The sequence below is a fragment of the Candidatus Limnocylindrales bacterium genome (assembly GCA_035626395.1).
Lineage (GTDB): Bacteria > Desulfobacterota > Binatia > UBA1149 > CAITLU01 > DASPNH01.
Genome location: DASPNR010000002.1, coordinates 408,167 through 430,916, shown reverse-complemented (window position 1 = coordinate 430,916; position 22,750 = coordinate 408,167). Strand labels below are relative to the sequence as shown.

The window sequence follows — 22,750 nt, the reverse complement described above, 5'->3', positions numbered from 1 at the left end:
CGGCGCAGGCGGCGGTCGTGCATGATCGCAATGCACGAGCGCGGCTCCAGCGGGTGCGCGAGCTCAGGAAGTTACGGAAAAGAGGGTTGGAAGAAGATCGGGAACGGACTCAGGCGGCCTTGGTGACCTTTCCGCTGCGGATGCAGCGCGTGCACACCGTCAGCGTCACGCTCGCGCCCTTCACCTGCGCGTGGACCTTCTGGAGGTTGGGCTGCCAGGAGCGCTTCGTCTTGTTGTTGGCATGCGAGACGTTGTTGCCGATGCCGCGCCGCTTGCTGCAGATGTCGCACGTACGAGCCACTGGGGAACCTCCGTAAGCGGCGGTCAGTAACATGCGACGTGTGGAGCGTCAACGTCGTGGCGAATCGGAGGCGGACGGCATGGCGCCCGCTCTTGGCGCGATGGTGACCAGGCGCATCGCTTCTTGCGGCCGCCTTCGCTCGCAGACGTCGCGCTGCCGGCGGGCCTGACGGCCCGCCGGAGATGGGCTTCAGAATGCTACCGAGACGGAGTCGGCTACCTCTCGGGTATCGAGCTCGTAGAGGACGATTTCGCCGTTGGTGTAGCCATAGACGAAGCCGGCCGGGGCGGGGGGGAGCAGGGTGACGAGCTCGCGAGGGACCGGCTCGACCGTGACGGAGGCGGGGATGGGCTCGCCGACGCGGATCGTTCGCGCGGTTCGCGCATCGGGCGCGCAGGTGTTGGCGCCATGGGCGAAGCCTGGCGGGCACGTCCCGGTACGCTCGAAGTTGTCACGGTAAAAGGACGTGATCGCCGTCCGTGTCTGATCGGTGAACACCTCGCGCGTCACTTCGGATCCTGGCCGTTCGCGACCCGTGGCGTCGCTGCGGGGATTGGCTGCCGGCGCCACGCGTTCCTCGCGAATCGCGGGCGGGCCGCCAATGGTACCTTCTCCGAGATTGGATGGCGGGTTGCCGAGATCGCCATCGCGCGCCGCGGGCGGCGTGCGCACCGGCGCAGGCACGCCTTCCATATTGAGCGCGGCCGGCGGCGTGCCGCCTTCGCGGCCTCCTGCCGACGACGGTGTGGTCGCGCCAACGGGCGGCGTTGCGGTCTCGCCCATGGCGGGGCTGTTGCTCTGCGCGCTGGCTGCAGGCGCGAGCGCCAGCGCGACACCGAGTGCGACGGACCATGAAATGGGGCTTCTCATCGGGCACCTCCGGATCGTGCCGCTCGGACTCGCGTCCGCACGATCTTTATTGAGACGCAGGCGCAGGCTTCGCAATTCGCCAATTGGCCCCCGCGCGGGATGAGGATCGCGCAAACGGCGCAGCAGCGCTGCCGGAAAAGACGGCACGTCACGCGCCCCGTGGCATGGCGGATACGCGGCGCCACATGCTGGAACCGGCACGGGACGGGTGTTAAGCGCGCCTATGCACGCGAGCGCCACTCGTCCCGTCCGGCTCGACGTCAACGGTTTCTTTTCGCACATGATCGGCAGAGGCGGCATCGCCAGCAGCGATCTCGAGCTCGTCATTCCCCGTCTCGCCACCGTCCTGGAAGGGCTCGAAGTGCGCCGCCGTTCCGGCGAGCTCGCGTTCTACGATCTGCCCTACGACGAACAGGCCATCGCCCAGTGCCGCAGCCTGGCCGGTGACCTGATCGCCGAGTTCGACGATCTGCTGGTGCTCGGCATCGGCGGATCGGCTCTCGGCACCAAAGCCGTTCTGGATGCGATCGCGCCGGCACGGCGCGCACGCGGCCTGCGCGTGCACGTTGCCGACAACGTCGATCCCGACTCGTTCGCAACGCTGCTGGCGTCGCTGAACCCCGAGCGCACCGCCGTCGACGTCATCTCCAAGTCGGGAGGCACGGCCGAAACGCTCGCGCAGCTGCTCATCGTGCGCCAATGGCTGATCGCCGCGGTGGGCGAGCGCGCCTGGCAGCGCCACGTGGTCATCACCACCGATCCCGAGCGTGGTCCGCTTCGCGCTCTCGCGGACAGCGAAGCCCTGCGTTCGCTGCCGGTGCCGCCGGGCGTCGGCGGCCGCTTCTCCGTTCTGACCGCCGTTGGCCTGCTTCCGATCGCCGCCGCGGGTATCGACATCCAAGCCCTGTGCGAGGGAGCGCAGCACGCCGACACCTTCTGCTCGCAGCAGGACCCGTGGCACAACCCTGCCGCCCTGCACGCCGGCCTGCTGTTCCTGGCGCTGCGCGAGCGCGGCTGCAACATTCACGTGCTGATGCCGTACAACGACTCGCTGCTGCGTCTCGCGGAATGGTATGCGCAGCTGTGGGCCGAGAGCCTCGGCAAGGCGCGCGCGCTCGACGGCGCCGTCGTCGAGGTAGGGCAGACGCCGGTACGCGCGCTCGGCGCCACCGATCAGCACTCGCAGGTGCAGCTGTACGTGGAGGGGCCGCGCGACAAGGTCGTCACGTTCGTGCGCGTTGTGCAGCCGCATCAGGACGTGCCCATCCCTGCGTCGCCGTACGGCCTCGAGGAGCTCGACTATCTGTCCGGCCACACGCTCGGCGAGCTGCTGAACATGGAGCAGCGCGCCACCGAGCTGGCCCTGGCCGAAGCCGGCCGGATGACGAGCCTCATCGAGCTCGAGCGCGTCGACGAGGCCGCGCTCGGCTACCTCTTGTACATGTTCGAGGTCCAGACGCTGGTGGCGGGGGCGCTGCTCAACATCGATCCGCTCGACCAGCCCGGCGTCGAGGCCGGCAAGCGGCTGACCTTCGCGATGGCGGGCCGGCAAGGCTACGCGGCCGATGCCGAGCGCGTGCGCGCCATGTTGCAGCGCAAGAAGGACGAGCTCGTCCTTGGCTGACGCCGCCCCTCGCATCGCGCTGCTCGACGATTCGGTCGTGGCGGGCATCGCTGCCGGCGAAGTCGTCGAGCGACCGGCCTCGGTCGTCAAGGAGCTTGTCGAGAACTCAATCGATGCGGGCGCGCGCCGCATCCGCATCGACTACGACGACAAGCCTGCGCTGCGCATACTCGTGGCCGACGACGGCTGCGGCATCGAAGAAGAGCAGATCGAGCTGGCGCTGCGCCGCCATGCCACGAGCAAGATCCGCACGCTCGAGGAGCTGGAGGCGGTGGCCACGTTCGGCTTTCGCGGCGAGGCACTGGCCAGCATCGCCTCGGCCAGCGACGTCGAGATCGTCACCTCCACCCGCGGCGCGAACTCAGCCGTGCGCGTCCTGGCCAGCGGCGGCCGCATCATCGAGCGCAGTGCCGCTGCGGCTCGGCCCGGCACCAGCATCGAAGTGCGCGACCTGTTCGCTTCGGTGCCGGCGCGGCGCAAGTTCCTCAAGTCGCCCGCGGCCGAGGCCGCCATGGTGGGCGATGTCGTTCGGCGCTTCGCGCTGGCGTCTCCGGCCGTGCATTTCACGCTGGTGGTGTCGGGTCGCATCGTGCTCGACGCCGCGCCGGTGGCCGACGGTGCGGCGCGCATGCGGCAGGTGCTCGGCCGCGACGTCGCCGCCAGTCTTCTCGAGGTGGACGCGCGCTACGGCAGCCTCCAGCTCACCGGCTATGTCAGCGCACCCGGCGAGGCGCACGGCTCGTCGCGGCGCATGGCGCTGTTCGTGGGCCGGCGCTGGGTGCGCGATCGTCTGCTGTATCGCGCCGTCCTCGAAGGCTACCAGACCCATCTGCTGCGCGGGCGCTTTCCCGCCGTGGCGCTGTTCCTGGATTGCCAGCCGGGATCGGTCGACGTCAACGTGCATCCGGCCAAGCTCGAGGTTCGCTTTGCCGAGCCCGACGCCGTCCATCGGTTCGTTGCCGAAGCCGTGCGCGACACGCTTCGCCGCTCGGCCAGCCCGCTCGGACGCTGGGGACTGAGCGCCGAGGAGGCGCTGCGGCGCCGCGCGGTCCCGCAGCAGCGCACGTGGCAGCGCGAGCAGGGCGGTGGCAGCGCCAGTGGCAGCGCGGCGTACCAACGACACGCCGGGCCAGCGGGAACGCTCGTGCAGCCCGGCGCCTCCGCCTCACGCGACGAGACGACGGCCGCGGCTGCAATGCCCGCGGATGCGACGCCGGTGCCGGAGGCCGTCTACGAGACGGCCATACCCGGGTACGTTTCGGCCGCACCCTCGATGCCGCCGGCGCCCACGCCGCAAGACCAGGTCTCTCTCGACCTCGGCAGCGATACATCGGACGAGGCGCTTGGACGCTTCCAGATCATCGGGCAGGTGCTCGACGGCTACCTCGTCTGCCAGGGCGGAGGCGAGGTGGTGCTGGTGGATCAGCATGCCGCGCACGAGCGCGCGCTGTTCGAACGGCTCATGCAGGCGTTCGGCGAGCGGCAGGTCGCGCGCCAGCCTCTGCTGCTGCCGGTCACCGTGCGCGTGGGCGCCGCCGCCGTGCAGGACCTCCAGCGCGAGCGCGATTCGCTGCTGGCGCTGGGCTGGGAGATCGACGAGTTCGGCGACGACGAGGTGCTGGTGCGCGCGCTGCCGGCCGTGGCGGCCGGCATTGCCGTCGAGCCGCTGGTCGAAGCACTGGCCGCCGACCTGGCACGCTCGCGCGGGATCGCCAGCGCCGAGCGTGTCGCCGAGAAAGTCATGGCGAGCGTCGCATGCCATTCGGCCGTGCGCGTGGGCAAGCACCTGGATCTGGCCGCCGCGCGCGCGCTTCTGCGCGAGATGGCCACCGTCTCCTACCACTCCACCTGTCCGCACGGGCGTCCCGTGGCGCGCACGCTGACGCGCGCGCAGATCGAGCGCATGTTCGGCCGCTGAGGCGCGTGCCAGGCCCGCTGCCACAGCGCGTACTGCTCGTTGCCGGAGCCACCGCCTCGGGAAAGAGCGCGCTGGCCGTGACGCTGGCCGAGAAGCTTGGCGCCGAGATCGTCGGCGCCGACTCGCGCCAGGTCTACCGCTACATGGACATCGGCACCGCCAAGCCCGAGCCCGACCTGCGCGCGCGCGTCGCGCACCACATGATCGACGTGGTCGATCCCGATCAGAGCTTCGACGTGTCGGCATGGCGGGCGCAGGCGATGGAGGCGATCGCCGCCAGCCACTCGCGCGGCCGCCGCGTGATCGTCTGCGGCGGGACCGGGCTCTATCTGCGCAGCCTGACACGCGGGCTGTTCGCCGGCCCCAGCGCGAATCCGGAACTGCGCGCACGGCTCGAAGAGCAGGAACGGCGCCGTCCCGGCGCTCTGCGCGAGCGGCTGGCCATCGTCGATCCGGCCTCGGCCGCGCGCATCCACGGCAACGACGTGGTGCGCCTGGTGCGCGCGCTGGAGGTCTACGAGGCCACCGGCCGTCCTTTGTCCGCGCACCACGCCGAGCACGCGCTGGGCGAGCGACCGTTCGAGACGCTGATGCTGGAGGTGCGCATCGATCGCGGCGAGCTGGCGCAGCGGATCTACGCTCGCGCCGCCGACATGGTCGCGCAGGGGCTGGTCGAGGAGCTGGCGGGCTTGCGCGTGCGCTTCGGTGCCGGCGCGCGCGCCTTCGATGCCATCGGCTACCGCCAGGCCGCGATGGTGCTCGACGGCAAGCTGGCCGCCAGGGACCTGGTCCATGCCGTCGCCAGCGCCACCTCGCAGTACGCCAAGCGCCAGCGCACGTGGCTGCGGGGCCAGGCATCGACCACGCCCGTCGGCGCGCGGGCGGTGCCCGATGCGCTCCATCATGCGGCGCAGTTCTTTTCCGATGCATGAGGAATGGTGGTAAGCAGCAGGACCGCCGCTGGCTGCACTCGCATCGCGCGGCGTTCCGGAGACATCGGTGCCATCACGAAAGAGCCTGACCGAGCTGCGCGCGGCCATCGACAAGATCGACCGGAGGCTGCTGGAGCTGATCGCCGAGCGCGCCCGGCTGTGCGTGGCCGTCGGCGAGGCCAAGAACCAGAGCGACCGCGGCGTCCTCGACGTCGGGCGCGAGAAGCAGGTGCTCACCGGCATCCGCAAGGCCAATCCGGGCCCCCTTCGCGACGACGCCGTCGAGGCGGTGTTTCGCGAGCTCATCTCCGCATGCCGTGCGCTGCAGCGTCAGACGACCGTGGCCTATCTCGGCCCGGCCGGGACCTACACGCACGAAGCGGCGGTCAAGCAGTTCGGCAGCAGCGCCGTGTTCGATCCGTGCGAGACGATCGCCGAGATCTTCGCGGCGGTGGAAACCGAACGAGCCTCATTCGGCATCGTGCCGGTCGAGAACACCACCGAAGGAGCGGTGACGCCGACGCTGGACGCGCTGGCCGAGACGAGCGCGAAGATCCTGGCCGAGGTTGTGCTCAAGATCGACCACTACCTGATGTCCCGTGACGGCGAGCGCAGGAAGCTCCAGCGCATCGCGTCGCATCCGCAAGGGCTGGCGCAGTGCCGCCGCTATCTGGCCGAGAACTTTCCGGGAGTGGAGCTGCTGCCGGTGGCCAGCACGGCCGCGGCCGCCAGGCTGGCTGCCACCGAGCGCGGCACCGGCGCCATCGGAAGCCGCCTGGCATGCGAGCTCAACGGCCTGAAGACGGTTGCGCGGTCGATCCAGGACAACGCCTCCAACGTCACGCGTTTCCTCGTCATAGGCGCGGACCAGAAGACCAAGCCCACCGGCCGCGACCGCACCTCGCTGGTCGTCACCGTCAAGGATCGGGTAGGCATCCTGGAGCGCATCATCCGCCAGTTCGCTCGCAACAAGGTCAACCTGTCGATGATCGAGTCGCGGCCGCTGGTGGGACGCTCCTGGGAGTATCGCTTCTTCGTCGACGTCAGCGGGCACGCAAGCGAGGAGCCGGTGGCCAAGGCGCTCGCGTCGCTGGAGCGCATCGCGCTGTCGGTCAAGGTGCTGGGATCGTATCCGGTGGCGACGTGACGGCTCTGCCGTCGGTGAGGCTCGCCACTGCCGCGACCATGGCCGCTCTTGCATGAACGTTGGGCCACGCCGAGCATGCGCCCTCGTCACGATCATGCTGCTCATCCAATTCCCTGCACGTGCCCAGACGGGCGAGGTCCTCAATGCCGACGCGATCCTTCGGTTTCCTCCTTCCGTACGCGCTTGCGCTTCTGCTCTTCTCGGCCGGCGGGTGCGGCGATGGGTCGGGTGGCTCGTTCGATGACAGCGACGGCGACGATCAGGGTGCCCCTGCATACGAGGTCACGGCCAGCGTCGTCGACGCTGTCGGGCTTGTGGGAGCGCTTCAGTTCGAGATCCGCTACCTCGGGGAATCTGGAGGATGGGCCGGCCGCGGCGCCAGCGTGATTTGCGAGGCGTTGACCGCCGGCCTTGCCGCCACCAATTATCCAGGCGCAAGAAGCGTCAAGGTCGGGCTCGTCAGCCTCGACGGCATTCCGACGCCCAGTGCCGTGGTTCGGTGCGTTTTCCGCTCCCGCGACGTCCTCGACGAAGACAGCTTCGAAGTCGAAGTCGCCGATGCCAGCGATGTGGAGACGATGCCGCTGGAGGAGTTCCCGGCGATGGAGGTGACGCTGGTGGATCCGCTGTAGCGGAAGGGTCAGTCGCCGCCTTCCACACGCGCCTCGAACAGCTCTTCCGACGGCGGTTGCGCCAGCTCACGCAGCAGCGGCAGCACCGTACGCGCAGCGATCATGATCAGCGCGGCTGCGGAAACCCGCCGACTCTGGCGAGGAACTGCGTGCAGATGTTGTTCTGCTCGGTCCATCCCGGGACCAGCACTCCCTGCTTGTCCATGCGCTGGATGATGCGGATGAAGATGATGCTGAAGCGCACGCCGGCCCAGACCTGGTAGTAGTGGAGATCGTGCAGCCGTCGCCCGCTGAGCGACGCGTACAACTCGGCCGTCTCGACCTCGCCGAGAAAGCCGGGCAGGGGAGGAGCGCCGACACCTTCGCTCAGGAAGCGGTTCAGATAGAGGAACCAGGCCACGTCGACTTCGGGCGGGCCGAGCGTGGCCATCTCCCAATCCAGCACCGCTACCGGCTGGAAATCTCGCACGATGATGTTCGAAGGCCGCGCATCGCCCCAGTTCAGCACGACGATGTCGCGGCCGGCGGGGCAATGCCGCTCGAGGTAATCGAGCCCCGCTTCGACCGTCGGCTGCGGCCGGCCCTGCGCCGCCCAGGCAAGGAAGTGCCGGTAGTAGCCGAGCTGCTGCTCGAAACCGGTACGCCCGAACTGCGGCCGATCCAGGAAGTCGAACCCGGCCGTTTTCCAGTCGATGGCGTGCAGGCGCTCGAGCAGACCGATCTCGGCGGTGTACAGCGCGCGCTGCTGCTGCGGCGAGGCGTCGGCGAGAAAGCCGGCAACGGTGTAGGGCGGATTGTCGCTCGGCACCTCCCCGTCGACGTGCTCCATCACGTAGAACGGCTGGCCCAGCACCGACTCGTCGGGCTCCCACCAGCGCACCTTGGGAACCGGCACGCTGCTGACGGCGCCGACGATCTGCATGCAGCGGAACTGCGCGTACAGATCGTAGTCCGGAAACACCGGATGCTCGGTAGGCCGCGTGCGAAGCACGTAGCGCTGCTCGTGCTCGCGGCCGTCGTGGCGCCAGCGAGCGTCGAAAAGCATCGTTTCGCTGGAAAAGCCGGTCGTGCCGGGCGCGCCGATCTCGCCGACGCGAACGTCGCTGGCGTCATCGAGCTCGGCGGCCAGCCAGGCCTGCAGCCGCGCCCGGATCTCGTCGAGGTCATATTGTCCCTGCGCCGGCACGACCACGCTCTTAGGGTCGGAGGAGCGTGGCTTCAAGACGCCGCAACGGCGGCCGTATCTGTAGAATTCTTAAGACTTTTGCCCCGTGACGCGCCGACCTCCGTGTGGGATCATCCGGCATCTGGAGAAGGGGCCGCGACCGGGGTTGTCGCGCGCATCCAGACAAAGGGAGGTCATGCGATCATGAATTTCACCGAGGCCTTCGACGCGACGAGCGACTCGGACCTCGATTCCACGGCCGAGCACCGGCTGATGGCTGCGGTGCTGGAGGAGGCGCTCGCCACCTTCCGGCTCGGCGTCGACTCCGGCAGTCCCGAGCGCCGCAAGCGCTACTTCGAGGTCTCGCGCTGGTTCGCCAGCCGCGACTGCGAGTGGCTGTATTCCTTCGAGAGCATCTGCGCGAGCCTGGGAATCGATTCCGACTACATGCGTGCAGGGCTGCGCAAGCTCGAGCGCGCCACGCGCATGAAGAAGAATCTGGCGCCGTCGCTGGTGCCGGCAGCCGCAATTCGCCGCACCTACCGGGCTCGCGCGTAAGTTCCTCCCCCACGATTACGCGCGGCGCTGGCGGCCGCTCGAGCTCCTCGCAGCTCGCGCGGCCGCACGCGGTTCGACGTCCACTCCCTGACAGTCCGGGCAGAAGTACGTGATCCGCGTGTGTTCGCCTTCTTCGTCGAAGCGCGTCACCTGGCGCTGCTGACGGATCGTGCTGCCGCAGCGCAGGCACGGAAGATTGGTCCTGCGAAACACGTAGTGGCGCGTGCCGTATTCGCGCCCCGCCTGATAGACGAGCCCCGGCTCGCTGCCTAGACGCTGCTTTTCTTCGTCCGAGACGGTGGTTCCGCTGCGCTCGTACGCGCGCCGTGCCAGGAGCGGGATGGTTGCCGAGAGGCATCCGATCTCCGGCTCGCTCAGCGCCGAGACCGTGCGCCAGGGGTTGATGCCGCAGCAGTAGAGGATTTCACAGCGCAGATAGTTGCCGATGCCGGCCACCAGCTGCTGATCCAGGAGCGCCGCGCCGATGGTGTAGCGGCAGTGTGCGGGGGACAGCAGGCGACGGCGGAACACGTCCCGATCGAACGCTGCGATGCCTTCGTAGGGAAGGATGTCGGGGCCGATGCTTCGAAGGTGCTCGACGTTCTCGAAAGGGTCGCCGCTTCCAATCTCGAAGACGGGCGCTGACGACAGGACCGCGGTTCCCGCCTCCGTGACGATGCGCGCCCGCTCTCGGCGGTCGAACTCGGGCTCGCTCGGGTCAACGCGCCATCGTCCCCACATCATGAGGTGCGAGTGGAAGTAGACGTTCCCCTCGATGTAGCCGATCAGGTGCTTGCCGCGCGAGCAGATGGTCGTCAGACGCCGCCCGTCCAGCGACTCGCCGTGCTCATCGAGCCACGAGCGTGCCTGACGCGTACGCGCCGAGACCTTGCGGATGGCGCTGCCGGTGAGCGAGGCCGCCAGCAGGTCGGCGTACCGTCGCACTTCGGGTCCCTCGGGCATGAGATCGCTGCCTTGGCCAAGAGACACCTCGGCCGGCAGGTTCATTCACGCCGGGTCCGCTCAGCAACAGCGCCCCCGGCGCGCCGCAGTCTGTTCCAGGGTACGGCGCGTGCCGCGGGCGTCGAGCTTGGGGTCGCCGGCGGCGGGCGGTGCAATAGTTGCGCCCGCCACGCCGACGAAGCCCTGCACGAACATTCGAAGCGCGGCCGCACCGTGCCGGATCCGCTGCATTGCCCTGGCCGTATGCAGCCGCCGGTTCCTCGCATTCATGCGCGCGCCTCCTCCAGACCGGCGGCCAGGCGCGGCCGCGACAGCGTCTTCCACCACACGCGTGCGGCATCGACGACGACGATGGTGACAAGCGCCATGAACACTGCGGTGACGACGGCATCCAGGCGATTGTTGAAGATCACCGCCTGCGTCTGCGCGAGCTTGTCGGCGGCGACGCTCCCGCTCTCGAGCTGCGCCGACAGGTGCGCGGCCTGCGCGAGAAATCCTATGCGCGTATCCGCCGAAAAGATCTTCTGGAAGCCCGCCGTCATCGTCACCACCAGCAGCCACAGCAGCGGGATCAGCGTCACGAGCGCGTACGCAGGGCGGGACGACTTGATGAAGATCGTTGTGACGGCGGCCAGCGCCGTGGCGGCCAGCAACTGGTTGGCGATGCCGAACAGCGGCCAGAGCGAGTTGATGCCGCCGAGAGGATCGACCACGCCTTGATAGAGGAAGTAGCCCCAGCCGCCCACGATCAGCGCCGAGGAGAAGACGTTGGCCGGCAGCGACGAGGTGCGCCCGAGCGGCTCCCAGAGGTTGCCGAGCGCGTCCTGCATCATGAAGCGGCCGACGCGCGTGCCCGCATCGAGGGTCGTCAGGATGAACAACGCCTCGAACATGATGGCGAAGTGGTACCAGAGGCCCTTGAAAGCGGGACCGCCTAGCGCGCTCGAGAAGATCTCGGCCATTCCCACCGCCAGCGTCGGCGCTCCTCCGGTGCGCGACAGCAGCGTCGACTCGCCGACCTGCCGCGTCAGCTCCTCGAACCCCGCCGGATCGAGCGTGAAGCCCCAGCTGGCGATCCTCGCCGCCGCTTCGGTGGCGGTGCTGCCGAGAAGCGCAGCGGGCGCGTTCATGGCGAAGTAGACGCCCGGGTCCATCACGGTGGCCGCCATCAATGCCATGAGGGCCACGAAGCTCTCCATCAGCATGGCGCCGTAGCCGATGAAGCGGGCATCGCTCTCGCGATCCAGCAGTTTGGGTGTGGTGCCGCTGGCGATGAGCGAGTGGAATCCGGAGATCGCGCCGCAGGCGATGGTGATGAAGCAGAAGGGGAACAGCTTTCCGGCAAAGACGGGGCCGGTGCCGTCGATGAACTGCGTCAGCGCCGGCATGTGAACGTCCGGCCGTACCCACAGCAGCCCGAGCGCCAGCAGCGCCACCGTGCCGATCTTGATGAACGCCGACAGGTAGTCGCGCGGCGCGAGCAGCAGCCACACCGGCAGGACGCTCGCCGTGAACCCGTAGATGATCAGGCTGACGGCAATCTGCGTCTTGGACAGATCGAAGAAGACGCGCAGCGTCTCGTGCTCGTGGATGAAGCGGCCGCCCCAGACCGCCAGCAGCGTCAGCGCCAGCCCGCCGAGCGACGCTTCCAGCACGTGTCCGGGACGGATGCTGGTCATGTACACGCCCATGGCCAGGGCGATCGGAATCGTCATCGCGATCGTGAACGTTCCCCAGGGGCTGCCGAACATCGCGTTGGTGACCACCAGGCCAAGCACGCCGATGAGGATCAGCATGATCGCCAGGACGCCGATCAGCGCTGCCGCGCCGCCGACCGGTCCGATCTCGTCGCGCACGATCTGACCCAGGCTGCGGCCGCCGCGGCGCATCGACCCGACCAGCACGGTGAAGTCCTGCACCGCGCCGCCGAGGACGACTCCGATGACGATGTAGAGCGCGCCGGGCAGGTAGCCGAACTGTGCCGCCAGGATCGGACCGACCAGGGGCCCCGGCCCGGCGATGGCGGCGAAGTGATGCCCGAAGACGACCCAGCGATTGGTGGGAACGAAATCGCGGCCGTCGGCTAGCCGGTGCGCGGGCGTCGGCCGCGAGTCGTCGAGCATCAGCGCGCGCGACGCCAGGAAGGCCGAGTAGTAGCGGTAGCCGATGGCGTAGACGCACAGGCCCGCGATCAGGAACCACAGGCTCGAGACGCTCTCGCCGCGGTGCAGGGCCACGTACGCAAGGCCGCCGGCGCCGAACGCCGCTACCAGCAGCCATCCCAGGGTCGAAGCGATGCGATTCATCGCGCGATTGTTACCGACGCGCTGGCCGTGGTCGAGGCGCGCGCGCACGAAGGTCGGCGGGGCTTGGGAGCATGGCGGCGACGGCGTGCCTCCCGAGCACGCCGCCGCCGCCTTGCGCAGGCGCTGGCTACAAGGCCGGCGCCGGCGCCAGCGTCAGATCGATGCCGAGCACTTGCTCGGCGCGCTCGACCTGCGGCGTCAGGCGCGTGATGCCGACGACGCCGGCATCGACGCCTGCCGTCCCGATGCCGCCCAGATGAACGCCGACGGTGACGAGCACGCCGACGGCGCGGCCGTCCTCGCTGATCACGCCGCTGCCCGAGTCGCCGGGAAGGGCGGCGCCGTCGGCGAACACATGGTCGGAATGAGGCATTCCCGTGGCCACGTGCGTGCGAGCCGGCAGCACGCTGCCGATGGCGAGGCCGTTGCCGAAGTGATGCAGCAACACCGGGTTCGACGTCCGATCGTCGTTGATGCCGGTCGGTCCGCCGAAGTGACACATCTGCGCATTGGCGGCCACGCCTGGATCCAGCAGAACCAGAGCGAAGTCCTTGGGGTCCTCGAGGATCGCGTAGGTGAATTCGCCGATCCGGGCGCCCGTGGAATCACGGGCTTCGGGACCTTCGCCCACCGGCCACGTCTCTTCGCCGACATCGCCGCCAACCGGTGATTCGCCGAGGATGCAGTGGCCGGCGGTGCCCATGTACGTGGCGCCGTCGCTTCCGGTGAAGAGGAAATTGAACGTGCACTGTCCGGTGTCGCTTTCAACGATGGCGCCCGGCCTTACGCCGGCACACGGTCCGGCGCCGACGGGAGCCGCGGCCGGGACTTCGATCAGATGCACACGGTGGCCTCCGAGCGTCCAGTTCAGATCAGGGGCTGCCGAAGTGACGGAGCTCAGCAGTCCCGCCGTTGCGTTCGGAGCCAGTGCGACAGCAGCAAGAGGTGCGCAGGCCGTCACGGCCAGCGCAGCGTTCCACACATGTGTGTGGGAAGGTCGATTCATCGTTGCGAACCTCCTTGGGGAAACCGAAGCGTCCCCGGTCATCGTGAGTCGAGCAGGGTTTGGAAGTTCATCCACGTTGCGATCGGCCGGCTCGGCTCGCAATGCGGTTTCGCGATCCGCGTTCGATGATGACGCTGCTTACGCACAGCGATGAGGGTGCTCGCGGTGTTTGGGAGGCGGTGCACGTCGTCGCATCGACGCCGGCAACCGCATGACGCGGCTTTGCAACAGGAGAAGGTGGCGATTCACCCCCGTTCCCGCTAGCTAGCGCGCGTGCCAGGGCCCGTCATTCCAGAGCGCATCCGTTCGCTGACACCGTACAAGCCGGGCCGTCCCATCGAAGAGGTGGAGCGCGAGCTGGGCATCCACGGATCGATCAAGATCGCGTCCAACGAGAACGCGCTCGGTCCGTCGCCACGTGCGCTGGCGGCGCTGCGCGAGGCGATCGACGATATCCATCGCTATCCCGACGGCGGTGCGGTCGTGCTGACGGAGAAGATGGCGGGCAGGATCGGCGTCGACCCCCGGCGCATCGTTTTCGGCAATGGCTCCAACGAAGTTCTCGAGCTGGTCTGCCGCATGCTCGCCGGCCCGGGCGACGAAGTGGTCTTCTCGGCCGACGCGTTCCTGGTCTATCCGCTGGTGACGATCGCCGTCGGCGCCACTCCGGTTGCGGTGCCGGCGCACGGCTTCGAGCACGACCTCGACGCGATCGCCGGCCGCATCGGCCCTCGCACGCGCGTCGTCTTCCTGGCCAATCCCAACAATCCGACCGGCACGATCTTTCGCCGCAGCCAGTGGGAACGCTTCCTTGCATCGGTCCCCGAGACCGTGGCGGTCGTGCTGGACGAAGCGTACTTCGAATTCGTCGAGGACCCCGAATACCCGGACGGCCTGCGCTACATCGATGCGCATCCTGGTCTGGTCGTTTCGCGCACCTTCTCCAAAATCTACGGGCTGGCGGGTCTGCGGATCGGCTACGGCGTCGGATCGCTGGAGATGATGGACGGGCTCTCGCGGCTGCGTCAGCCGTTCAACGTCAATCTGCTGGCACAGGTCGCGGCCACGGCCGCGCTCGACGACGAGGAACACGTGCAGGCCTCGCGCGCTCTCGTGCACGAGAGCCGCCGGCGCTGGTACGCGGCGCTTGCCGCGATGGACGTCGAATACGTTCCGAGCCAGGCCAACTTCCTGCTGGTCAGGGTCGGCGCCGGTGCGGCAATGACGGACGCACTGGTGCGACGCGGCATCATCGTCCGTCCGATGGACGCCTACGGCTTTCCCGATCACGTCCGCATCACGCTCGGAACCCGTGAAGAGGACGAGCGAGCCATCGACGGAATCGGCGCCGTGATGGCGGAGCGCAGCCGATGACCGCCCAGTGGTCCCACTGTGTCGTGGTCGGCACGGGTCTTCTCGGTGCCTCCCTTGCCGGTGCCGGCAAGGCACGCGGCCTGTTCGCACGCACGACCGGCGTGGGCCGCAGCACGACCAACCTGGAGACAGCGCGAGCGCGGCGTCTGGTCGACGACACGACCAGCCACCTTGCCAGCGCGGTGGCCGATGCGGATCTGGTCGTGCTGGCCACGCCCGTGCAGACGGCGCTGCGCCAGCTCGGCGAGCTCACCGACCTGCTTCCCGCACACTGCGCCGTCACCGACGTCGGCAGCGTCAAGGCGCCCATCGTCGCCGAAGCGGCGCGCCTCGGCCTTTCCTCCCGCTTTCTTGGCGCGCATCCGATGGCGGGCAAGGCCGAAAGCGGCGCAGGCGCGGCCGACGTCGATCTGTTTCGCGGCGCGCGTGTCGTGCTGACGCCGGATTCGGCGACGCCCGAATCCCTGACCGCCGCCATTCGCGCGATGTGGACCGCGCTCGACGCCGAAGTGGTGGTGATGAACGCGGCCGAGCACGACGAGGCGGTGGCGATGTGCAGCCATCTGCCGCAGATGGTCGCGTACGCGTTGGCCGCGGCCGCCGATGACGCAGCCAATCGCGATCGCGTGCTGCAGCTCGCCGCCGGCGGCTTTCGCGACATGACCCGTCTGGCCGCCAGCGATGCGGACATGTGGCTGGACATCATCACGGCCAACCGCGAGCCGATCCTGGAGGCGCTGAGCGAGATGGAGCTTGCGCTGGGAGGGCTGCAGGCGGCCATCGAGGAAGGCGACGAGACGTGGCTTCGCGCCGTCTTCGCGAAGGCGCAGAAGCTGCGCGGGGACCTGCCGCGATGACCGGTTCGCACCTGGCAGGCGCCGCGCGTGGACCGCTGCGCGGGCGCGTGCGCGTGCCGGGCGACAAGTCGATCGGGCATCGCGCGCTCATGTTCAATGCCGTCGCCGAGGGCGAGGCGCTCGTGCGCGGACTGCCGCGCGGCCAGGACGTGCTGTCGACGATGGCGGCCATGCAGCGTCTCGGGGCCGCCATCGAGCGCATCGACGCCGACGCCGTGCGTGTACGAGGCCGCGCCATGAAGCTGGCGCGCGGCAGTATCGAGATCGATTGTCAGAACTCGGGCACCACCATGCGGCTTCTGTGCGGGCTGCTGGCGGGACAGGAAGGGCTGACGGCCAGGCTGTCGGGCGATGGGTCGCTGTCGCGAAGGCCGATGCGTCGCGTGGCCGAGCCGCTGGCCCGCCTGGGCGGCCTCGTCGAGACGACCGACGGCCATGCGCCGCTGACGGTGCAGGGCCGTGCGCTCCGCGGCGCCGACGTGGTGCTGCCCGTGGCCAGCGCACAGCTCAAGAGCGCGGTGTTGCTGGCCGGCCTGCAGGCCGCCGGCACGACCGGCGTCACGGAGCCCGAGAAGACGCGCGACCACACCGAGAACATGCTCGCGGCCATGGGCGTTGCCGTGCGCACCAGCGGCGTTCGCGTCAGCGTCGACGGGCCCGTGGTGCCGTCGGCGTGCGACGTGACGGTTGCGGGCGATCCGTCCTCGGCCGCCTTCCTGCTCGCGGCCGCGGTGCTCATCGCCGGAAGCGAAGTGACGGTCGAGGAGGTGTGCCTCAACCCGACGCGCACCGGATTCCTGGACGTGCTGCAGCGCATGGGCGCCGACATCACCGCAACGGTCACGGGAACGCAGGGCGGCGAGAGCGTGGGCACGCTGCGCGCGCGCGCATCGGCGCTGCGACCGTTCCAGATCACGGCGCCGGAGGTGCCGGCGTGCATCGATGAGCTTCCGCTGCTGTGCGTTGCCGCAGCCTTCGCCGACGGCACCTCCGTGCTTTCGGGCGCATCCGAGCTTCGCGTCAAGGAAAGCGATCGGATCGCCACGACGGCGGCGCTGCTGAGGACGCTGGGCGTGCAGGTGGAGGAGCGCGAAGACGGAATGATCATCCACGGTCAGCCGGCGCATCTGCGCGTGCAAAGCGAAGGCGGCGCGATTGCCACCCGCGGCGATCATCGCATCGCGATGGCCGCCACCGTGGGCGCGGCGGCCGCCGGATGTCCGCTCATGCTCGACGACGCGGGCGCGGTTGCCGTATCGTTTCCGGAGTTCTTCTCGTCGCTGGAGAGGTTGGGAGCATGAGCGAACCATCATCGCACGAGGCGCAGCGCGGGTTCCTGATCGCACTGGACGGCCCGGCCGGTGCGGGCAAGTCGACGACCGCCCAGCGCGTGGCGGACGCGCTCGGCTTCGGCTACCTCGACTCGGGCGCTCTGTATCGCTGCGTGGCCGTGGCGGCGCTCGAAGACGGTGTGGCGCTCGACGACGACGCTGCGCTCGGCGAGCTCGTCGCGCGCATCAAGGTGGAATCGATCGAGCGCGGCCGCCGCTTTCTTCTCAACGGACGCGACGTCACCGACAGAATCCGTGCCCCCGAAATCAGCCAGGCGGCGTCCAAGAGCTCGGCGTGCCCCACGGTGCGCCGGCTGCTTGTGGAATGGCAAAGGAATGCGGCGCATCCTCCGGGCACGGTCGTCGAGGGCCGCGACATCGGCACCGTCATCTTTCCCGATGCCGACCTGAAGGTTTTCCTCGATGCCGATCCCGAGGAAAGGGCGCGCCGGCGCAGCCTCGAGCTGGCCGCGAAGCAGTCGGGTGACGCCGCCGCGGCCACCGTGGCGCGCGAAATGGCAGAAAGGGACCGGCGTGACAGCACCAGGCCCGTCGCTCCACTTGCAGCCGCGCCCGATGCGGTCGTTCTCGACACCACCAGGCTCGAGATCGATCAGGTCGTGTCCAAAATTCTCGCCGAGGTCGCGCTGCGCCGCTCGTCGTCGAAGTAGGCGTAAATCCTGCCGTTCCCTTGAACTGGCAGCCGCAGCGCGTTATGCAGGTGGTTGCCCGTTCGGGCGTCAATCAACCGGAGGATTCCTTTTTGATGCAGCAGGAGAAGGCCCAGCATGAGATGACCCAGCGCGACGCAGCGTCGGAGAGCTTCTCAGACATGTTCGAAGCCTCGGTCCGTCCCGTTCAGCAGGGCGAGATCGTCAAAGGCCATATCGTGTCGATCGACAACGAGATGGTCACCGTCGACATCGGATACAAGTCCGAAGGGATGATCCCGATCTCGGAGTTCCAGGACCGCCAGGGCAACCTGCTCGTCAAGGAAGGTCAGGAGGTCGATGTCTACGTGGAGTCCACCGGCGGCGACGGCGGTGAGATGCACCTGTCCTTCCAGCGCGCCCGCCAGAACGTCGTGTGGAAGGCCATCGAGGAAGCCTACAATTCCGGCGGCTCGGTCACAGGCACCGTAGTCGGCCGCGTCAAGGGCGGCCTCAAAGTGGATGTGGGAGTGTTCGCGTTTCTGCCCGGCTCCCATGTCGATACCCGTCCCACCCGCAGCCTGGATCGCTACATCGGAGAGACCACCCAGTTCTCCATTCTCAAGTTCAACCGCGCCCGCGGCAACGTCGTCGTCTCCCGCAAGGCCCTGCTCGAGAAGGAGCAGGAGGTCATGCGCGCGGAGACCCTCAAGGTTCTCGAAGAAGGCGTCATCCTCGAAGGCACCGTCAAGAACGTCACCGACTACGGCGCCTTCGTCGACCTCGGCGGCATCGACGGCCTGCTGCACGTCACCGACATGAGCTGGGGACGCGTCAGCCATCCTTCCAAAGTCGTCAAGCCGGGCGAAGTCATCCGCGTGGTCGTTCTCAAGTACGACCCGACCTCGCATCGCATCTCGCTCGGGCTCAAGCAGCTCAGCGAGGATCCTTGGCTGACGGTTGCCGACCGTCTCTTCCCGGGCAGCCGCGTGCACGGCAAGGTCGTCAGCCTGACCGACTACGGCGCGTTCGTCGAAATCGAAGACGGAATCGAGGGCCTCGTGCACGTCTCGGAGATGAGCTGGACCAAACGCGTCACGCATCCTTCGCAGGTGCTCAGCGTCGGCGACGAAGTCGACGTGGTCGTGCTGTCGCTGGATCCCGAGAACCGGCGCATCTCGCTGGGCCTGAAGCAGGTGACGCCCAATCCCTGGGAGATGCTGCCGATCGAGCATCCGGTGGGAACGCGCGTCAAGGGCAAGGTCACCTCGGTCACCGACTTCGGCGTGTTCGTCAACGTCAAGGAAGGCATCGACGGGCTGGTGCACATCTCCGACATGCACTGGACCAAGAAGGTCCATCATCCTTCGGAGATGGTGAAGAAGGGCGACGAGCTCGAGTGCGTCGTCCTCGGCATCGACATCCCGAACGAACGCCTCTCGCTCGGCCTCAAGCAGTTGACCGAAGACCCGTGGCGCCGCATGAACGAGCGCTATCCGGTCGGCACGCGCATCCACGGCAAGGTCACCAACATCGCCGACTTCGGCGTGTTCGTGGAGCTGGAGGAGGGCGTCGAGGGCCTGGTCCACGTTTCCCAGATCGGCCGCGAGCGGGTCGAGAACCCGCGCGACCTCTTCCAGCCCGGCCAGCAGATCGAGGCCGAGGTGACCCAGGTCGATATCCGCGAGCGCCGCATCTCGCTGTCCATCCGGTCGCTGATGCAGTCGGCCGAGAAGGAGGAGATGCGGGCCTACATGTCCTCGGAGGCCTCGGGCAGTGGCCGCGGGGGTAGCGTCACCTTGGGCGATATGATCCAAGAAAAGCTGGCGCGGCGCGGTAGTCGCGAGGAAACCGGCAAGGGAGAGTAGGCCGGCTGGAGGGCCCGATCAGATGACCAAGAGAGACCTGATCGACGAGATTGTCCGGCTGTATCCCGCTTATTCGCGGCGCGATGCCGAAGTCATCGTCAACTCCGTGTTCGAAAGCATGACCGAGGCGCTCTGCAAGGGAGACCGCATCGAGATTCGCGGCTTCGGCAGCTTCGTGGTCAAGCAGCGACAGGCGCGCGAGGGACGCAATCCCAAGACCGGAGACCTGGTCGCCGTCGCCTCCAAGCGCGTGCCGTTCTTCAAGGTCGGCAAGGAGCTCAAGCAGCGCGTCGACGACGGCTACGAGAACGAGCAGAACGAGCTGGCCGCTTCCGCTCCCGAGGCAGGCCTCAGCTCGGTGCGCTCCTGACGTCGAGACGGATGCGCTGACGCGTGCGTGTTCTGTGGGCGCCCTGGCGCCTGTCGTACATCGAGAAGGGCGACTCGAAGCCGGGCTGCATCTTCTGTGACAAGCCGAGGCTGGTGTCGCAGGAGGAGCGGGCAAGCGGCCTCGTGCTCCGCGTCGGCGAGCATTCGAGCGTGCTGATGAACCTCTATCCGTACGCCAACGCGCATCTGATGGTGGCCCCGCGAACGCACACTGCAGACTTCGCGGCGCTGGAGCCTGCGGTCGCCGCCGCCGTCCACGCCGACCTGCAGCGCTCGGTGCGAGTGCTCCAGAAGGCGTTTTCGCCCGCCGGCTTCAACATCGGAATGAATCTCGGCCGCTGCGGTGGGGCCGGCATCGCCGACCACCTCCACTGGCACATCGTTCCCCGGTGGGAAGGCGACACGAATTTCATGCCCATGCTCGCTGATACGCGCGTGATCCCGCAACATCTGCAGGATACCTACGAGCGTCTGTTGCCGCTCTTTACGGAGGAAGCGTGAAGATCCTGCGCACCATCCTGCTGCTCATCCTCATCGTGGCCGGCATCGCTCTGGCCAGCGTCAACATGGCGCCGGTCAAATTCTTCTATCTGCCGCCGTTCCAGTTCATGCCGCGGCCCGAGGGCGCGGCCATCGACATTCCGCTCGCGCTGCTGCTTCTGGCGGCGCTGGTGGCCGGCGCGCTGATTGCCGGCACCGGCACGTTCGTCGAGCACGCCAGACTGCGTTTTGCCGTGCGGCGCCAGGCCAAGGTCAACGGCAAGCTGCGCGCCGACGTCGAGCGGCTCACGAGCGAGCTCGATCAGGCCAGGTCCGCGCTCGAGGCCAAGCAGGTCGAGCTGGCGGCGGCACAGACCCGAGCGGACCGCGCCGAAGAGGAAGCCACCAAGGCGCAGCTCGAAGCGGCGCGCCATCGCGCGCGGGCCGAGGAGCTGGCGGCGCAGGCCGAAGCGGCCGCCGCCGCTGCCGACGCGGACATTCCGGCGCTGCCCGACATCACGCCGGCGCAGTAGCCCTCGACCGGCACTCCAGTCGCGGCAGCGCGCCACGATCGGCACGCGCGCTCTTTTTTCTCCTCCGGCCCATCCGAAACACGCTGTTCGATCGTTGTACGGTCGAGGAGTCGTTTCTGGAATGACGCCAACCGGTTCGTCCAGACCCGACTCCCGGCGTGGAGAAAGAAACATGAACGACGATCCTTCATGGCTGGACCGCCGCGACTATCCCTTCCTCAGCCGTTTCGTCCCGCTGGACGGCCACGTCGTCCACTACGTCGATGAAGGGGAGGGGCCGGCCATCCTGTTCCTGCACGGCAACCCGACGTGGTCCTTCGTGTACCGGAGGCTGGTCCGCGAGCTGCGCGGAAGCTTTCGCTGCATTGCGCTGGACTATCCCGGCTTCGGCCTGTCGCGCGCCGCGGCCGGCTACGACTTCCGCCCCGCCAGCCACAGCGCCGTCGTTGAGAAGCTGGTGCAACGGCTCGAGCTCCGCGAGTTGACGCTGTTCGCGCACGATTGGGGCGGCCCCATCGGCCTGGGCGCGGCCTCGCGCATGCCCGATCGCTTCCATGCGCTCGTGCTCGGCAACACGTGGGCATGGCCGATCGACGGCGACCCGCACTTCGAGCGCTTCTCGAGCTTCATGGGCGGGCCGTTCGGTGGCTGGCTCATCCGCAACTTCAATTTCTTCGTCAACGTCATGATTCCCATGGGACTGCGGCGCGGCAGGCTTCCCGCCGGCGTCATGCGCGCGTATCGCGGCCCCTTTCCCACCGCGCAGTCGCGTCTTCCCACGCACGTCTTCCCGCGCGAGATCCGCGCCAGCAGCGCGTTCCTGCGCGAGGTGGAGTCGGGCCTGGCGCGGCTGCGTCACCTGCCGCTGCTGCTGCTGTGGCCGGACGGCGACATCGCGTTCCGGGCGAGCGAGCGCCAGCGGCTGGAGGCGGTCTTCCCGCGCCATCGCACGCACGTGCTCGCCAACGCCGGGCACTACTTCCAGGAAGAGGCATTCGAGGAATGCCTCGCGCATTTCGTGGCGTGGTGGCAAGAGGTCGGGCTGGGCGGCAAGGACAGGATCGTGGAGATGTGCGCATGAGCGAGCCGAGCCGAGCCGAGGCGCTGGCGGCCGCCTACGAGGCGGCGCGCCCGGAGCTGACGGCGTACCTGACGCGGCTGGTGCTGCGCGAGGACGTCGCCGAAGAGATCGCGCAGCAGGCCGCCGTGCGCATGCTCGAAGCGGAGAACGTTCCGAGCACGGCATCGGAGCTGCGCGCGTGGCTCTTTCGCGTTGCCACCAACCTCGGCATCGACCACCGCCGCCGCCACGCGACCCGGCACGAGTCGGTGCTCGGGGAATGCCGAAAGCGCGCGGAGAACACGCCATCGTTCATCGAATCCTCGCGCGCGCTCCACGGCTCGCCGGAAACGCGCTCGATCGCCGTCGAGCATCTGACGGTCTGCTTCGCCTGCACGCTGCAGAATGTGGGCCCTGAGCAGTCGGCGGCCCTGCTGATGAAGGAGGTGTACGGCTTCACGGTCGAGGAAGTGGCCGACGCGATGGGGGCGACGTTCGGGCAGGCCAAGGGCTGGATCCAGTCGGCACGGGCGCGCCTGACGGCCATCTACTCCGAGTCCTGCGCGCTGGTGGCCAGGAAGGGCGCCTGTCACCAGTGCGTCGAGCTCGATCGCTTCTTCGGCGCCGGCGCCGGTGATCCGCTGCAGCATTCCGCCCGTGACGTGGACGCGCGACTGGATCTGGTCCGGGAGAGGCGCAGCGCTCCACTCGGTCGCTGGCACAAGGAGATGATGCGGCTGATCGTGGATTCGATCTGAGGCCCTCCGCCTGCGCACCAGCCTCGT

The 22,750-nt window shown here is 68.3% G+C and carries 22 protein-coding genes; 16 read left to right on the top strand and 6 right to left on the bottom strand.

What is annotated here, in order from left to right; all coding sequences use genetic code 11:
* Window positions 1–109: 109 nt before the first annotated feature.
* Both rpmB and VEC57_02280 read right to left on the bottom strand, forming a co-directional pair.
* A complete protein-coding gene (gene rpmB / locus VEC57_02285; protein ID HYB97939.1) occupies window positions 110–301 on the bottom strand; it encodes a 50S ribosomal protein L28 in 192 nt (63 codons plus the stop codon).
* Window positions 302–490: 189 nt separating this feature from the next.
* A complete protein-coding gene (locus VEC57_02280) occupies window positions 491–1,171 on the bottom strand; it encodes a DUF1236 domain-containing protein (GenBank protein HYB97938.1) in 681 nt (226 codons plus the stop codon).
* A gap of 280 nt (window positions 1,172–1,451) precedes the next feature.
* Between VEC57_02280 and VEC57_02275 the strand changes: the two genes are divergently transcribed.
* The 5 genes from VEC57_02275 to VEC57_02255 all read left to right on the top strand — a co-directional run bounded on the left by VEC57_02275 (window position 1,452) and on the right by VEC57_02255 (window position 7,424).
* Window positions 1,452–2,795, top strand: a complete 1,344-nt coding sequence (locus VEC57_02275; protein HYB97937.1) for a glucose-6-phosphate isomerase — start codon at window positions 1,452–1,454, stop codon at window positions 2,793–2,795.
* Window positions 2,788–4,713, top strand: coding sequence for a DNA mismatch repair endonuclease MutL (gene mutL, locus VEC57_02270; protein HYB97936.1), 1,926 nt, complete (start codon window positions 2,788–2,790; stop codon window positions 4,711–4,713). The genes VEC57_02275 and mutL overlap by 8 nt, the downstream gene beginning before the upstream one ends.
* Window positions 4,714–4,718: 5 nt before the next feature.
* Window positions 4,719–5,645 (top strand): tRNA (adenosine(37)-N6)-dimethylallyltransferase MiaA, encoded by a 927-nt coding sequence (gene miaA, locus VEC57_02265; GenBank protein ID HYB97935.1) that lies wholly within the window; start codon window positions 4,719–4,721, stop codon window positions 5,643–5,645.
* A 67-nt stretch (window positions 5,646–5,712) separates the two neighbouring features.
* A complete protein-coding gene (gene pheA / locus VEC57_02260; GenBank protein ID HYB97934.1) occupies window positions 5,713–6,792 on the top strand; it encodes a prephenate dehydratase in 1,080 nt (359 codons plus the stop codon).
* A gap of 143 nt (window positions 6,793–6,935) precedes the next feature.
* Window positions 6,936–7,424 (top strand): hypothetical protein, encoded by a 489-nt coding sequence (locus VEC57_02255; protein ID HYB97933.1) that lies wholly within the window; start codon window positions 6,936–6,938, stop codon window positions 7,422–7,424.
* Between the two features lie 106 nt (window positions 7,425–7,530).
* Here the strand turns inward: VEC57_02255 and VEC57_02250 are convergent, their stop codons facing one another.
* Window positions 7,531–8,610: a phosphotransferase family protein gene (locus VEC57_02250; protein HYB97932.1), complete on the bottom strand. Its 1,080-nt coding sequence runs from the start codon at window positions 8,608–8,610 to the stop codon at window positions 7,531–7,533.
* A gap of 183 nt (window positions 8,611–8,793) precedes the next feature.
* Here VEC57_02250 and VEC57_02245 point away from each other — a divergent pair, with 183 nt between their 5' ends.
* A complete protein-coding gene (locus VEC57_02245; GenBank protein HYB97931.1) occupies window positions 8,794–9,147 on the top strand; it encodes a hypothetical protein in 354 nt (117 codons plus the stop codon).
* Window positions 9,148–9,162: 15 nt separating this feature from the next.
* Here the strand turns inward: VEC57_02245 and VEC57_02240 are convergent, their stop codons facing one another.
* The 3 genes from VEC57_02240 to VEC57_02230 form a co-directional block, all read right to left on the bottom strand.
* The gene (locus VEC57_02240) at window positions 9,163–10,155 is read right to left on the bottom strand and encodes a DNA-formamidopyrimidine glycosylase family protein (GenBank protein HYB97930.1); all 993 of its coding nucleotides are present in this window, start codon (window positions 10,153–10,155) and stop codon (window positions 9,163–9,165) included.
* 221 nt (window positions 10,156–10,376) lie between these two features.
* The gene (locus VEC57_02235; protein HYB97929.1) at window positions 10,377–12,416 is read right to left on the bottom strand and encodes a carbon starvation CstA family protein; all 2,040 of its coding nucleotides are present in this window, start codon (window positions 12,414–12,416) and stop codon (window positions 10,377–10,379) included.
* 127 nt (window positions 12,417–12,543) lie between these two features.
* Window positions 12,544–13,422 carry a hypothetical protein gene (locus VEC57_02230; GenBank protein HYB97928.1) on the bottom strand — a complete coding sequence of 293 codons (879 nt, stop codon included), beginning with the start codon at window positions 13,420–13,422 and terminating at the stop codon, window positions 12,544–12,546.
* Between the two features lie 273 nt (window positions 13,423–13,695).
* Here VEC57_02230 and hisC point away from each other — a divergent pair, with 273 nt between their 5' ends.
* The 10 genes from hisC to VEC57_02180 all read left to right on the top strand — a co-directional run bounded on the left by hisC (window position 13,696) and on the right by VEC57_02180 (window position 22,723).
* Window positions 13,696–14,796 (top strand): histidinol-phosphate transaminase, encoded by a 1,101-nt coding sequence (gene hisC / locus VEC57_02225; protein ID HYB97927.1) that lies wholly within the window; start codon window positions 13,696–13,698, stop codon window positions 14,794–14,796.
* Window positions 14,793–15,653, top strand: coding sequence for a prephenate dehydrogenase/arogenate dehydrogenase family protein (locus VEC57_02220; GenBank protein HYB97926.1), 861 nt, complete (start codon window positions 14,793–14,795; stop codon window positions 15,651–15,653). The genes hisC and VEC57_02220 overlap by 4 nt, the downstream gene beginning before the upstream one ends.
* Window positions 15,650–16,954, top strand: coding sequence for a 3-phosphoshikimate 1-carboxyvinyltransferase (gene aroA, locus VEC57_02215; GenBank protein ID HYB97925.1), 1,305 nt, complete (start codon window positions 15,650–15,652; stop codon window positions 16,952–16,954). Before VEC57_02220 ends, aroA begins: the two co-directional genes overlap by 4 nt.
* Window positions 16,951–17,655 (top strand): (d)CMP kinase, encoded by a 705-nt coding sequence (cmk, locus tag VEC57_02210; protein HYB97924.1) that lies wholly within the window; start codon window positions 16,951–16,953, stop codon window positions 17,653–17,655. Before aroA ends, cmk begins: the two co-directional genes overlap by 4 nt.
* 95 nt (window positions 17,656–17,750) lie before the next feature.
* Window positions 17,751–19,502, top strand: coding sequence for a 30S ribosomal protein S1 (locus tag VEC57_02205; GenBank protein ID HYB97923.1), 1,752 nt, complete (start codon window positions 17,751–17,753; stop codon window positions 19,500–19,502).
* Window positions 19,503–19,524: 22 nt separating this feature from the next.
* Window positions 19,525–19,872, top strand: coding sequence for an integration host factor subunit beta (locus VEC57_02200; protein HYB97922.1), 348 nt, complete (start codon window positions 19,525–19,527; stop codon window positions 19,870–19,872).
* 23 nt (window positions 19,873–19,895) lie between these two features.
* Window positions 19,896–20,393, top strand: coding sequence for an HIT domain-containing protein (locus VEC57_02195; protein HYB97921.1), 498 nt, complete (start codon window positions 19,896–19,898; stop codon window positions 20,391–20,393).
* Window positions 20,390–20,905 carry a lipopolysaccharide assembly protein LapA domain-containing protein gene (locus VEC57_02190; protein HYB97920.1) on the top strand — a complete coding sequence of 172 codons (516 nt, stop codon included), beginning with the start codon at window positions 20,390–20,392 and terminating at the stop codon, window positions 20,903–20,905. The genes VEC57_02195 and VEC57_02190 overlap by 4 nt, the downstream gene beginning before the upstream one ends.
* 172 nt (window positions 20,906–21,077) lie before the next feature.
* Window positions 21,078–21,986, top strand: coding sequence for an alpha/beta fold hydrolase (locus VEC57_02185; GenBank protein HYB97919.1), 909 nt, complete (start codon window positions 21,078–21,080; stop codon window positions 21,984–21,986).
* Window positions 21,983–22,723: an RNA polymerase sigma factor gene (locus tag VEC57_02180; protein HYB97918.1), complete on the top strand. Its 741-nt coding sequence runs from the start codon at window positions 21,983–21,985 to the stop codon at window positions 22,721–22,723. The genes VEC57_02185 and VEC57_02180 overlap by 4 nt, the downstream gene beginning before the upstream one ends.
* Window positions 22,724–22,750: the final 27 nt, after the last annotated feature.

Coding starts and splice junctions, on each gene's coding strand:
- VEC57_02185 (HYB97919.1), top strand. CDS start 21,078: ATGAACGACGATCCTTCATGGCTGGACCGCCGCGACTATCCCTTCCTC.
- VEC57_02245 (HYB97931.1), top strand. CDS start 8,794: ATGAATTTCACCGAGGCCTTCGACGCGACGAGCGACTCGGACCTCGAT.
- aroA (HYB97925.1), top strand. CDS start 15,650: ATGACCGGTTCGCACCTGGCAGGCGCCGCGCGTGGACCGCTGCGCGGG.
- VEC57_02280 (HYB97938.1), bottom strand. CDS start 1,171: ATGAGAAGCCCCATTTCATGGTCCGTCGCACTCGGTGTCGCGCTGGCG.
- VEC57_02205 (HYB97923.1), top strand. CDS start 17,751: ATGCAGCAGGAGAAGGCCCAGCATGAGATGACCCAGCGCGACGCAGCG.
- VEC57_02230 (HYB97928.1), bottom strand. CDS start 13,422: ATGAATCGACCTTCCCACACACATGTGTGGAACGCTGCGCTGGCCGTG.
- VEC57_02275 (HYB97937.1), top strand. CDS start 1,452: ATGATCGGCAGAGGCGGCATCGCCAGCAGCGATCTCGAGCTCGTCATT.
- VEC57_02220 (HYB97926.1), top strand. CDS start 14,793: ATGACCGCCCAGTGGTCCCACTGTGTCGTGGTCGGCACGGGTCTTCTC.
- VEC57_02200 (HYB97922.1), top strand. CDS start 19,525: ATGACCAAGAGAGACCTGATCGACGAGATTGTCCGGCTGTATCCCGCT.
- VEC57_02255 (HYB97933.1), top strand. CDS start 6,936: ATGCCGACGCGATCCTTCGGTTTCCTCCTTCCGTACGCGCTTGCGCTT.
- VEC57_02235 (HYB97929.1), bottom strand. CDS start 12,416: ATGAATCGCATCGCTTCGACCCTGGGATGGCTGCTGGTAGCGGCGTTC.
- VEC57_02240 (HYB97930.1), bottom strand. CDS start 10,155: ATGAACCTGCCGGCCGAGGTGTCTCTTGGCCAAGGCAGCGATCTCATG.
- VEC57_02180 (HYB97918.1), top strand. CDS start 21,983: ATGAGCGAGCCGAGCCGAGCCGAGGCGCTGGCGGCCGCCTACGAGGCG.
- cmk (HYB97924.1), top strand. CDS start 16,951: ATGAGCGAACCATCATCGCACGAGGCGCAGCGCGGGTTCCTGATCGCA.